Source organism: Dyella sp., assembly GCF_036568765.1.
Taxonomy (GTDB): Bacteria; Pseudomonadota; Gammaproteobacteria; order Xanthomonadales; family Rhodanobacteraceae; genus GSA-30.
In genome coordinates, this window is record NZ_DATCRY010000212.1 from 1 (window position 1) to 12,385 (window position 12,385).

General features: G+C 61.3%; 9 protein-coding genes. 4 read left to right on the top strand and 5 right to left on the bottom strand.

All coding sequences use genetic code 11. From position 1 onward, the window contains the following. Nucleotides 1-3: 3 nt before the first annotated feature. Together VIM98_RS14860 and VIM98_RS14865 are read left to right on the top strand one after the other, a co-directional pair. The gene (locus VIM98_RS14860; RefSeq protein WP_331993895.1) at nucleotides 4-705 is read left to right on the top strand and encodes a YggS family pyridoxal phosphate-dependent enzyme; all 702 of its coding nucleotides are present in this window, start codon (nucleotides 4-6) and stop codon (nucleotides 703-705) included. 260 nt (nucleotides 706-965) lie between these two features. Then, nucleotides 966-1,667 (top strand): C40 family peptidase, encoded by a 702-nt coding sequence (locus tag VIM98_RS14865; RefSeq protein ID WP_331993887.1) that lies wholly within the window; start codon nucleotides 966-968, stop codon nucleotides 1,665-1,667. An 84-nt stretch (nucleotides 1,668-1,751) separates the two neighbouring features. On the opposite strand, the gene VIM98_RS14870 is transcribed toward VIM98_RS14865, so the two are convergent. Together VIM98_RS14870 and VIM98_RS14875 are read right to left on the bottom strand one after the other, a co-directional pair. Continuing rightward, nucleotides 1,752-3,335, bottom strand: coding sequence for a M28 family peptidase (locus VIM98_RS14870; RefSeq protein ID WP_331993888.1), 1,584 nt, complete (start codon nucleotides 3,333-3,335; stop codon nucleotides 1,752-1,754). A 76-nt stretch (nucleotides 3,336-3,411) separates the two neighbouring features. Beyond that, the gene (locus tag VIM98_RS14875; protein WP_331993889.1) at nucleotides 3,412-4,155 is read right to left on the bottom strand and encodes a response regulator transcription factor; all 744 of its coding nucleotides are present in this window, start codon (nucleotides 4,153-4,155) and stop codon (nucleotides 3,412-3,414) included. A 151-nt stretch (nucleotides 4,156-4,306) separates the two neighbouring features. Between VIM98_RS14875 and VIM98_RS14880 the strand changes: the two genes are divergently transcribed. Further along, nucleotides 4,307-4,945, top strand: a complete 639-nt coding sequence (locus VIM98_RS14880; RefSeq protein ID WP_331993890.1) for a rhomboid family intramembrane serine protease — start codon at nucleotides 4,307-4,309, stop codon at nucleotides 4,943-4,945. A 17-nt stretch (nucleotides 4,946-4,962) separates the two neighbouring features. After that, on the top strand, nucleotides 4,963-6,312 hold the full coding sequence (locus VIM98_RS14885) for an amino acid permease (protein WP_331993891.1): 1,350 nt from the start codon (nucleotides 4,963-4,965) through the stop codon (nucleotides 6,310-6,312). Nucleotides 6,313-6,390: 78 nt separating this feature from the next. Here the strand turns inward: VIM98_RS14885 and rapA are convergent, their stop codons facing one another. The 3 genes from rapA to VIM98_RS14900 all read right to left on the bottom strand — a co-directional run. Beyond that, nucleotides 6,391-9,231, bottom strand: a complete 2,841-nt coding sequence (gene rapA / locus VIM98_RS14890; RefSeq protein WP_331993892.1) for an RNA polymerase-associated protein RapA — start codon at nucleotides 9,229-9,231, stop codon at nucleotides 6,391-6,393. Between the two features lie 162 nt (nucleotides 9,232-9,393). Then, entirely contained in the window at nucleotides 9,394-10,071 is a 678-nt protein-coding gene (locus tag VIM98_RS14895; protein WP_331993893.1) for a Fe2+-dependent dioxygenase, read from the bottom strand. A 79-nt stretch (nucleotides 10,072-10,150) separates the two neighbouring features. Next, nucleotides 10,151-12,385, bottom strand: a 2,235-nt coding sequence (locus VIM98_RS14900; RefSeq protein WP_331993894.1) for a catecholate siderophore receptor Fiu, incomplete at its 5' end; no start/stop codon positions are given.

Below are 12,385 nucleotides of genomic sequence, written 5' to 3' on the forward strand. Positions count from 1 at the left end.
GCCATGAACGACTTGCAGGATTTCGATTATCTGGCCGCCAATTGGGCGGCGGTGCGTGCGCGCGTCGATGCTGCCTGCGTCGACGCTGGGCGCGATCCGGCTGAAGTTTCTGTGCTGCCGGTGAGCAAGACATTTCCGGCCGAAGCGGTGAGGGCAGCTACAGCGCTGGGCCTGCGTCGTTTCGGTGAGAACCGCGTGCAGGAAATCCGCGATAAAGCTCTCGTGCTTGGCGAAGGCGCGGTCGACTGGGTCGTTATCGGTCAGTTGCAGACCAATAAAGCCAAGGATGTCGCCCGGTTTGCCACCGAGGTGCAGTCGCTCGATCGGTTGGAACTGGCCGAGGCTTTGCACCGCCGCCTGCAACAGGAGGGGCGCACCCTCGACGTGCTGGTGCAGGTGAAAACATCGCCGGAAGAGACCAAGTCCGGCCTGCCCGAGCTTGAGCTGCCAGGCCTGCTGGACGCTCTCGCACGGTTCGAAACCCTGCGTGTCGGCGGTCTGATGACCATGGCCGTACACTCCGACGATAGCGAGGCCGTACGGGCCTGTTTCCGCCGTTTGCGTGAGTTGCGCGATGCTTCGGCCGCCCGAGGACACCGGCTGGCGCGCCTGTCGATGGGCATGAGCGGCGACTTTCCTTTGGCCATCGCCGAGGGGGCTACTGAGGTGCGGATCGGTACGGCGATCTTCGGCCGTAGAACCTAAGATCTATGTCCTCATTTCAATACTTCGGCTGCCAAAGAGTTCATTAATGTACGTCATCCCCTGCTTGATGTGCAGAAAATCCTTTCGCATCAATAGGCTGGCGGCCGGCTTGTGGATCGGATGATTATTGGAACGATGGAGTTCAATTAACCTCGTTCGAACAAACGGCCTAGACCACTTTGTTACCTTCACTGCTTCGTCACGGCCGCCTGCATGGGAGGCGGCCAATCTTTTGAATAGCAACAGGGGACAATCCCGACATGCCACTCAAGCGATTGACCGTAGCTACCGCCCTGGCTGCTGTTTTGTTTGTCTCCGCTCCGCTTTCCGCTCAGTCCGCTCCCGATGCCGTTACGGATGCTATGCCGTCAGTGGCCACGGCCGCCCCTCTGTTGATGAGCCAACTGCCGGTATTCACGCCGGCGCCGGGTTTGGCGCAGTCCGTCGTGCCGAGCAAGTTCAGCCTGGATGTCGAAGAGTCCGCGGCCAATAGCGACGCCAAGAGTGCGGTCGATGCGCTTGCCGACGCAGACGATGGCGACAACGCCAATGGCATGGATTTACGCAACGCGCTGATCGGCCTGGCAATGAAGCTGCGCGATATCCGTTATGTGCGCGGCGGCCGGGATCCGTCCACCGGCTTCGATTGCAGCGGTTTCGTGCGTTATGTGTTCGCCCACGCCGTGGGCTTGGAACTGCCTGCCAACTCGGCCTCGCAGTTCGTCGCAGGCTTGGCCGTCAAGCGCGCAGACATGCGTCCGGGCGATCTGGTCTTCTTCCGTACGGCTGGTCGCGGCGGTCGCGGCCGCATCTCCCACGTCGGTATCTACATCGACAACGGTCAATTCATTCATTCGCCATCGCGCGGCAAGACAGTGCGCGTAGACAATCTGCAAGAGGCTTATTGGGCCAAGCGCTTTGCGGGCGCCAAGCGTCCAGAAGGTATTCTGCAGAACGGTTGATGCACCCGTTGTGTTTCGCAGTCTAAAGCCGCCCACCTGGGCGGTTTTTTTTATATGTGGCTTCGCGGTGCGGGTGCGGATGCGTCAGTGTTTTGTGCTTTCCGCCGTGTCCGGGCGCTTGAAGTCGCTGTGCGGCTTCCATTGAGGGTAGCTCGCTTCCAGCGATAATTTCTCGCCAACCGTAAAGAGCATGCGCAGGTCTTCAGTTGCGCCGGCCAGATCGAAGGGCGGTGCATCGCTATCGGGAAGAATGGTGTGCTGCGTCGACGAGCTGGCGTAAAGCACCGGAACGCCGGCGTTGGCGAAATTGATCTGGTCGGAACGGAAAAAGAACCCGCGTTCGGGCGCCTGATCCGGGGTAACAGTGCGGTGATGCATCTTTGCCGCCGCCTCGAGATAGTCGTCCAATTGCGACTGACCATAGCCAATCAGTGCGATCGTGCGGTCACGGCCGGCGATCGGTAAGGTGTCCAGGTTGATCGCCGCCACTGTTTGCCGGAGCGGGATCGCCGGATGATCGACGTAGTAGCGCGAGCCGAGCATGCCGGCATCGCCAAGCGCGGTGGCGACGAACAGTACGCTGCGATGCGGCTTCGGTGCGCTATGGGCGAAGGCTTCGGCGATTTCCAGCATGCCGGCCAAGCCAGAGCCGCTGTCTACCGCGCGGCGGATCGGATTGCTGTTGTGGCTGACTTTGTCCCAATGCGCTGTGTAGATAATGGCCTCGTTGGGCTGCTTTGTCCCATTCACGCGCGCGACGATGTTGTAGGTATGTTTTGGAGTCATCGCGCTATCGAAGGCGATACTGGCCGCTAACCGCAGCGGCACGGGCTGAAAACCGCGCTCGCCGGCGCGTTTGCGCAGATCCTGGAAATTCATGCCGGCCATCGTAAAAAGCCGCTGTGCCGCGTCGCCGCTAAGCCAGCCGGCCACTGGCAGGCGTCGTTCGCCGTCCCGAGCCGGCAGACTGAGCTGCGGTCGCTTCCAGGCGTTCTGCACGTTGCGCCATGGCGAGCCGATCTCTGCTTCATCGTGCACGATGAACGCCGCGGCTGCGCCCTGTCGTGCCGCTTCTTCCAGCTTATAGGCCCATAAACCGTAGTGCGTGAAGTTACGTCCTTTGAACAGACTGGGGTCGCGTCCGTGCCATCCGGGATCGTTGCTGAGCACGATGACGGTTTTGCCGCGGACATCGATGTTCGCATAGTCATTCCATTGCTGATCCGGGGCATTCACGCCGTAGCCGACGAACACCACTTGCGATTGTTCGAGCGCGGCATGAGCAAGGCTCGCTGGCGATCCGACCAACATATCGTTGCCGTAGGCGAGCTCAAGTTGGCTGTCTGTCCCCTCGATACGCAGGCGAACATCCTGCGGCAGGCTCAGCGTGGTTTCCAAGTAAGGCACCTCCTGTACCCAATGACCATCGTCGCCTGGCGACAAGCCCATCCGCTGAAACTGTGCGATCGCGTAGTCGATGATCTGGCCATCGCCCTGGTTACCGTTGCGGATATCGGCCAGCGCACGCACGTGGGTGGCCAGGTCTTTGGCGACGATGCCGGGCGAGAATCCTCCAGACGCTGTCGCAGCCGCCTGATCGCCGGATGCATGATGCTGGCAGCCGCATAGACAAACAGCAGCCGCGATGACCGCTATCCAATGGCGCATGGGCGCCTCTCCCTACCTTGTGTCCCCTGGCGGAGCACTCTAGCGGGGTGCGATAACGCTGAAAACGCGCAAGATTCTACGAATCGCGCACTTCGTGCCCGCCATCTGCCGGACGGACCGAGCGAACGGTCAGCATGTAGCCGATGTGACGGATCGTACGGATCGAAGGCGACTCCTGGGTGCTGTCGTGAAGGTGGCGACGCAGCCGGCTGACGCTCATATCGATGGCGCGGTCGGTGGGTTGGTAGCGCTTCTGAAAGACGCGTTCGGTCAGGTATTCCCGGCTGACTTCCAGGTTGGCCTGCTGGAGCAGCAGGCACAACACTTGGTGATCGGTGCGGCCCAGGGGAGTGCGCTGGCCTCGTGGCGAAGTCAGGCGCGCCGCGCGCCGATCCAGGCGCCAACCGTCGAACTCAAGCGCCGCCATACCTTCCATCGTGGCCGGGTGTCCCTGCACGCGGCGCAGAAGAGCCTGGATGCGGGCCAGCAATTCGCGCGGATCGACTGGCTTGGCCAAATAATCGTCGGCACCGGTTTCCAGCATGGCAATACGTTCGGCCGGCGTGTCGGTGGTTCCCAGTACGATCAGGGGAGGCTGTCCGTAAGCTTGCAGGCGTCGGCTTAACTCTCGGGTATCCAGGCCAGGCAGCGTACCGGCCAACAACACCGCTGCAGGATGCAGGCGCGAAATCCGGAGCCACATGGCTGTCGCATCGACGGCTGTATCGACGCGATAGCCGGCGCGAGCCAGCGGATCGCCCAGCGACAGGCGGGATGCGTCGTCGTGCTCGGCGACCAGAATGCAGGGCTTGGAAGTCATGGGCGTGTGGGCGAAATGCGGATCCGTGGTCAGGTTCTGAGCGTCAATGCCGATTGCTGACCCATTGGTTCAGTCTTCGCGGGGTAACGCGACATGACGTGAGGGCTCGCAGCCGGTAGTCTTGACAGCCAATTGCCTTGGATAAGACGCGATGCCGCTGGATTTGCCCCCCGTCACCCGCAACCTGTTGATTGCCAATATTGCGATCTATCTGTTGCAGCAGTTCATGGGGTCGACCCTGACGATCTATTTCGCGCTATGGCCGCTAGGCCCGGATCGGCTCGGCGATGGTTTCACAGTGGGCTTTCGTTTCTGGCAGGTGGTCAGTTATGCCTTCATGCACGGCGGCTGGATGCACTTGCTGTTCAATATGCTCGCGCTGTTCATGTTTGGCGGTACGATCGAGCGCACCTTCGGTGAGCGCCGTTACGCGATTTATTACTTTGTCTGCCTGGTAGTGGCGGCGATCGCGCAATTGACCGTGATGTATTTCGTACCGCAAGGCTTCTATCCGACGATCGGTGCCAGCGGTGCGATCTTTGGGTTACTGCTGGCTTTTGGCGTGATGTATCCGCATGAGAAGGTCATGCTGATGCTGCTGCCGATCCCGATGCCGGCATGGCTTTTCGTGATCGGCTATGCAGCGATCGAACTGTTCCTTGGCGTCACCGGTACCCAGGCTGGCGTGGCGCATTTTGCGCACCTGGGCGGCATGGTAGGTGGTTATGCGCTGATTACATATTGGCGCGGCAAGCTGCCGATCAAGCCCAAATATCGCCTGATGCGCTGACGGGTTTCGGGATTTTCATGAGCAATCATCTTCAGCGCCGCCTGCGGCCGCGCCATATCGCCTTCATGGCCTTGGGTATGGCGATCGGTGCGGGCTTGTTTCTGGGCTCGGCTAATGCCATCGATTTGGCCGGTCCATCTGTACTGTTCGCCTACATGATTGTTGGCGCGATGATCTTCATCGTCATGCGCGCACTGGGCGAGATGGCTGTGCACGACCCAGTCGCAGGCTCGTTCGGGACCTATGCGCATCGTTATCTGGGACCGTTTGCCGGTTACCTGACAGGCTGGAATTACTGGATCCTGATGGTTGGCGTCGGCATCGCCGAGAGTACGGCGGTTGGCATCTACATGAAGCCCTGGTTTCCGGATCTGCCGCAGTGGATCTGGGTACTGGGCTCGGTGGTATTGATCGGTGGGCTGAACCTGCTGACGGTCAAGGTTTATGGTGAGCTGGAGTTCTGGTTCACCGCGATCAAGGTGGTCACAGTGATCTTGATGATCGCTGGCGGTGCGGCCATGATCTGGCTGGGTTGGGGCAATGCCGGCAAGCCCGTTGGCTTGGCCAATCTGTGGCAGCACGGTGGCTGGTTTCCGCACGGCCTCGCGGGCATGGTCCTGGCTTTGCCGGTCGTGGTATTTACCTTCGGGGGCGTCGAAACCATTGGCATGGCGGCAGCCGAAGCGGCCGAGCCGCATCGGACGATCCCTCGCGCGGTCAATTCGGTGCTGTGGCGGATCCTGATTTTCTATATCGGTGCGCTGTTCGTGATCATGGCGTTGTATCCCTGGAACCAGTTGGGCACGCAAGGCAGTCCTTTCGTCACGACATTCGACCGGTTAGGCATCCCGCAAGCAGCAGGCCTGATCAACTTCGTGGTGATTACCGCGGCGTTGTCCGGGTTCAACAGCACGACGTTCAGTGCAAGCCGCATGTTGCAGAGCCTTTCGAGCAAGCAACAGGCGCCAGGATGGCTGGCTCATGTGGGGGATCATGGCGTGCCGGTGCGAGCGATCCTGGCAACCTTGCTCTGTCTCGTGTTCGGCGTGCTTTTGAACTACCTGCTACCCGAGCGCATCTTCGCGATGATGATGTCCATCCTGGCATTCAATACGGTATGGACGTGGTCGATGGTGCTGATCGCGCATTACAGCTTTCGTCGCAAACAGGGCGGGCCGACAGCGTTTCCTTTGCGCGTATGGCCCTTGAGCAGTGTGGTGTGCCTAGCGTTCTTTGCCTTCGTCGTGTTCATGCTGGGCTATAACCCGGATACGCGCGTGGCCTTGTATGTGGGTCTGGCCTGGGTAGCGGTGCTGTCGCTGGGTTACGTGGGCTTGAGTCTGCGGGGGCGGGCGACTGCTCGCTGACGCGTCGCAGGCTCCCTCCCACCCCAGCCTTCTCCTGCCTGGCTTTGGCCGGGGGAAAGGGCTGCGATGAGGGGCTCTTCAGCGCAAAGCGAGGAAGTCAGGGCTCACGACAAACCGCACTGCATCCAACCGCAGTCGCGCTGTCGGCAATACGGCAAGCAACGCCGTGCGCTCATCCGTCAACGCCGCAATTTCCGTATCGCTGATCGACGGGTTGACTGCCCTCAACGCTACCAGTCGCGAAAGATCGGCATCCAGCGTTTCCGTAGCCAGCGCCACTGCTTCATCGATCGAAAGTTGTCCACGCTGTGCTGCGGCGGCTTCCGCTTTTTCCAGCATCGGCGGTACCAGCTTGGTGAGAAACTTGCGATAACGGGGCACTTCGATCGTGCGGTCGGCTGCCTTGCGCACAGCTGCATCGCTGGGTTGGAAATCCGTACGTTCGGCCAATCGCGTGTCGATAGCGACAACGATCGGTAGTGTCGGCAGGAAGCGCTCGATATCGAGTTTGCGGTCGGCTACGCATTCGAGCAGGAACACAGCTTGCAGGAGCGCACTGCGCGGTGGAAGGGCATCGTCCACCATGAAGGCGGCATTACCCTGCTCGCCGGAAAGAGCCAAATCGAGTGCGGCCGATACCATCGGATGATCGAAGCGCAGCAGCGGCAATTCTTCGCGTGCCAGCGCGACGTCGCGATCGAACGTTACCGATACCGGGCCTTCGGCAAAGCCGGGCAGGGCATCGGTAGACAAATATTGCGGATCGAGCAGCAGCACCTTGGTGCTGAGTTCTTCGGCATGGATGCCGTACTGTTCGAGCAAACGCTGCACGAAGGCATCCCGCGCCGGGTCTTTGTCTTCGCGTACGAAGGCCGAATGCAGATCGTCGGCATGCGGGTCGCGGCTGGCTGCCAGTTCCAGCAGATGATCGCGGCCGGCGCGGATCAGTTCGGCCATCTCTTCATGGCTGGCACGCGTTTCGGCGATCAACGAATCCAGTTCCTGGTCGCGGCTATCGGCGCCGCGCGCATGTTCATCGGCCAGCCGGGCCAGCGGCTCGCCATAACGGCGCAGCAACTCGCGGCCATCGGAGGGGCTGAAACGGAACGCGTCGATGCCCTGGTCATACCAGCGTGCCAGCACGTGCTGGGCGCTTTCGGCCACAGTCAAGATATGAATGCTGATGTCATGCTTCTGGCCGATGCGATCCAGGCGGCCGATGCGCTGTTCCAGCAAGTCCGGATCGAGCGGTAGATCCCACAGCACCAGGCGATGCGCGAACTGGAAATTGCGGCCTTCCGAACCGATTTCCGAGCACAGCAGCAGGCGCGCGCCATCGGGTTGCGCAAAGTAGGCGGCATTGCGGTCGCGCTGCACGATACCGAGGCCTTCATGGAAGCGTGCCACGCCGACGCCACTACGGGTGCGCAGGGCCTCTTCCAGAGCAAGCACCTTGGCCTGGCTGCGGCAGATCAGCAAGAACTTATCTTGCGGGTGTTCTTCGAGCAGATCGACCAGTGCGCTCAAGCGCGGGTCGTTGGCGTAATCCAGCTCCAACGTCGGTGGCGGTTGCTGGATATCGCCATGAAATTCCGCCAGCAACATCTGGCGGGTGTCTTCACTCAAGCTGTCTGCGTCGAGCAGATGCCACACCGGTATACGTTCGGGAAAACCGCCGATACCGGCGCGACGGTTACGGAACATCGAACGTCCGGTGCCATGGCGGTCGATCAGCGCGGCGAGGATTTCGCGCGCGTTGTCCGGCTTGGTCGTGTTGGCCAGGCGCGCAGTCAAGGCGGGGTCGTTGCGAAATGCCTCGGCCAACGCGGCTTGCTGATCGGCATCGAGTGCTTCGCCATCGAGTAGCGCATCGGTCATGCGCGACAGCACCTGGAACCGATCGGCTTCGGCCAGATAGGCATCCAGGTCGTGATAGCGCTGAGGATCGAGCAATCGCAGGCGCGCGAAGTGACCGCTGCGGCCCAACTGCTCGGGCGTGGCGGTCAGCAAAACCACGCCAGGCGTGGTGGCGGCGAGCTTCTCTACCAGCGTATAGCGTGGGCTGGCTGCTTCGGGTGACCAGGCCAGATGATGAGCCTCGTCGACCACCAGCAAGTCCCATGGAGCCTGAAGTAACTGCTGTGCACGCCTGGGCGCTTGCTCGAGGAAACTGAAATCGGCGATGACCAGTTGCTCGTCCTCGAACGGATTATCCGTCGGAGAGGAGATCTCAAGAGCCTCGCAGCGTTCTTCGTCGTAGATGGCGAAGCTCAGGTTGAAGCGGCGCAGCAATTCGACAAACCACTGGTAGACCAGGGTATCGGGCAACAGAATCAGCACGCGCTGAGCGCGGCCGGTGGCGAGCTGGCGCGCGAGAATCATGCCCGCCTCGATGGTCTTGCCCAAGCCGACTTCGTCGGCCAGCAGCACCCGTGGAGGGCGGCGTGCGGCCGCGATGCCGGCGACCCGCAACTGATGCGGAACCAGGCCGATGCGCGCCGAGCCCAGGCCCCATGACGGCGACCGGCGCGCCGTGGCGCGGCGGCGCAGGCCTTCCAGGCGCAATTCGAACTGTGCGACTGGATCGGTCCGGCCGCCGATCAGGCGGTCGTCGGCCTGACTGACGCTCTGCTCGTCGTCGAGCTGGCCTTCATGAAGTTCGCGGCCCTCGCCACGGTAGATCAACAATTCGTCCTTGACCTCCACGCGTTCCACCAGAAAGGCGATGCCCTTGCCGGCAATGCGTTGGCCGGCTCGAAACTCCGCGCGGACCAGTGGTGCCGAATCGACTGCATACGGGCGTAGCACGCCCGCCTTGGCGAAAAGCACTTGCACGCCGCGTCCTTCGACGCGCAGCACGGTGCCGAGGCCGAGCTCAGGCTCGGCGGTGGAAATCCAACGTTGACCGGGAACGAACATCTAGGAGGGCGCTTGCTTCTTGCAGGGGCGCTGATTATCCGCTCTTGGGAGGCGGCTGGGAACCGGTTTCTGGTCAGAGGAACCCAGAGGAGCAAAGAGTAAGTCCGGCACCTTCTGGCCGATCTCTTATTCCTCACTCTTCACCGCTTACTTCTGGACGCTTCAGCTTTCCGCCCATTGTCGTAGCAAATTGTGATAGATGCCGGTGAGCTGAAGTACTGCCGCGGCGTCGGCACCGGTCCGGGTAAGGGTCTGAATCGAAGTGTCCAGCTCCAGCAGCATCCTGCGGCGAACGTCGTCGCGGATCAGGCTCTGGACCCAGAAGAACGCCGCCAGCCGGGTTCCTCGTGTCACTGGTGCGACCCGGTGCAGACTGCTGGATGGATAGACGATGAGGTCGCCGGCTGGCAACTTGACCTCGTGTTCGCCATAGGTATCGCTGACGATCAGTTCGCCACCCTCATAAGTTTCCGGATCGGCCAGGAACAGTGTGCAGGAAATATCGCTGCGCAATTGTTCGCCGTTGGGCAGAGCCATCACGGCGCCGTCGACATGGAAGCCGTATTCGCCGCCGCCTTCGTAGCGGTTGAAGCGCGGAGGGAGGGTGCGCAGCGGTAGCGTGGCAGCGTGATAGAGCGGATTTCGTGCCAACGCTGCCAACACTTCGCCTGCCAATGCATCGCGCAGCGGCGAAGCGTCGGGAAGCTGCAAGTTGCGTTTGACCTTGGCACCCTGTGCTCCGACCGTCTCGCGCCCATCTGTCCAATCTGCCGCCTCCAGGCGTTGGCGCATCCGCACCGCCTGATCGGGACTGAGGACATGGGGGATATGCAGAAGCATGGGATGATTCTAGGGGATGGCCTGGTTTCGTTGTAGCAACGCCTGGGAGCGCATCGCACGCCCAGGCGTCACACAAGCTTCAGAATCTGATATTTGCCGTCAACATCGCCGAGCGCGGCGTGCCGGGGGTATAGCGATAGCCGCTCTTGTTGATGGCGCCGACGTAGTCTTTGTCGAACAAGTTGTACAGATTGAGCTGCAGATCGAAGTGCTTGTTGACCGGGTAGATGGCGACTGCGTCGAAGACCCAATACGACTTCACGTAAGCCGGTGTACCGACGGCACCATCGGTTCCGCGCTTCAATTCGCCGTTGTAGCGGGCGCCACCGCCGATCGACAGGCCAAAGGGCAGACGATAGGTCGTCCAGGCGGTAAAGGCGCTCTTGGGCGTATAGGCCAGATCGTCGGTGCCATCCTGTGAAACGTTGGTGCCGTCGATGACCTTGGCATCCATCGTCGTAAAGCCGGCGGTGACCGCCCAGTTCTCGGTAAGCTTGCCGACCGCCGACAGTTCGATGCCCTGCACACGCTTCTTGCCGATCTGGTAGTAGAGCAAGTCGACTGGATCCTGTACGAGGTCGTTGGTGACCACGGTGCGATAGATAGCCCCGGTGAGCAACAACTTGCTATCGGCCACTTCCCACTTGGTGCCCACTTCGACCGTATGCGCGCGTTGCGGATCCAGGTTGGGGTTGTCGGCGCTGTTGGCCGAACTGCTCAGGGTCAGCGTGTTACCGCCAGGCGGCTGTTCGGAGACGGCATAGTTCAGGTACACACTGCCGTTAGATGCCGGCTTGTACAGTACGCCAACTTTCCAGTTAGGCAGGTTGCCGGTCTTGCTGGCGTCCAGGCCAGGCACCACGGTACCGGTGGGCAGGGTGCCGCAGGCCGGGCCATTGCGAGCGCCGCAAGCCACCATGCTTGAGAAGTCGGTGGTGTAGTGGTCCAGACGCACACCGGCATTGACTTCCCATTTCGGTCCGAACTTCAAAGTATCGAACACGTAAGCCGAGGCAGTGTCGGTCTGGCCGTTCGTGTAAGCACCGTTGCGGCCGTAGATCAGGCCGGTAACGTTTTGGTTCGGGTCGTACAGGTTGGCCGCTGGCCAGGTCGTGCCGTTCAAAGGCACGATGCCGATCGTGGTGGCTTTTTCCTGCGTCAGCTCGATGCCCGCGCTCAGATTGTGCGTGATCGCACCGGTTTCGAAGTTCGCCGTCAGGTTGAGCTGGTCGGTGATGATGCGATTGCTCTGGTGTTTGAAGGTCGGCAGGCTGCGCGCGATCGTCCAGGTGGATGGATCGTCGATGTTCGGCGTCAGCAGCGTGGTCGCCGAGAGCTGGTAGGACGTCAGCAGGTAATCCTGCGTGGTACGGCCCCAGCGCAGCGTGTTGTGCAGCGCTACGTTCGGATTGAAATCGTGTTCCAGGCGAACGGTAAACATGTCCGCCTTGACGTGATCGTGGTCGGCAGCGGTGCCGTAGAAGTTCGACGGATCGACCGGGCGCGCATTGTTGAGCTGCGGACGGGTCGGGTCGGGCGTGCTGAAGCCCGGCAGGCCGATGGTCGGCACACCGCCATCCGGTACGTTGTCCTGCTTGACGTGCAGGTAATCGATATAGACGCGCGTGGGCGTGCCCAGGCCGAAGGCGAAGGTCGGTGCAATACCCCAGCGGTTGTTTTCCACCTGGTCGCGGCCCGGTACACCGCTGTCCTGGCCCATCACGTTCAAGCGGAACGCAGCGGTGTCGCTGACAGCCTGGTTCCAGTCGGCGGTGATACGGCGACGGTTGGCGCTGCCATAGGACAGCGAAGCGGACGTGGCGTTGTCCAGGTCCGGTTGCTTGCTGACCAGGTTGACCGCACCGGTCGGTGCCGTGCGTCCGTTGTCGGTACCGGCCGGCCCCTTGGTGACTTCGACTTGTTCGATATTGAAGATGTCGCGCGAAATGGTGCCCAGGTCGCGTACGCCGTCGACGAAGATGCTGCTCGACGTATCGAAGCCGCGCATATAGATGCCGTCGCCGGTGGTGGTGCTGCCGTTCTCGCCGACGAAATAGGTGCCCACGCCCGGACTGTTGCGCAGCGCTTCGGTCAGCGTGCTGGCGCCTTGCTCCTGGATCAATTCCTTGCTGATCACCTGGATGGTCTGGGTGGTGTCGAGCAGGGGCTGGGTGAATTTGGGCGAGGAGACCTTGTCGATCTTGTAGTTGTTCGTCGTGGTCGCGTCGACCTGCATACCCGGCAGGTTCTTTGTATTGTCGGTTGTGGCGGCGCCGGTGTCGTCGGCCATGGCAGGGGAGGCCAGGGCCAGGCC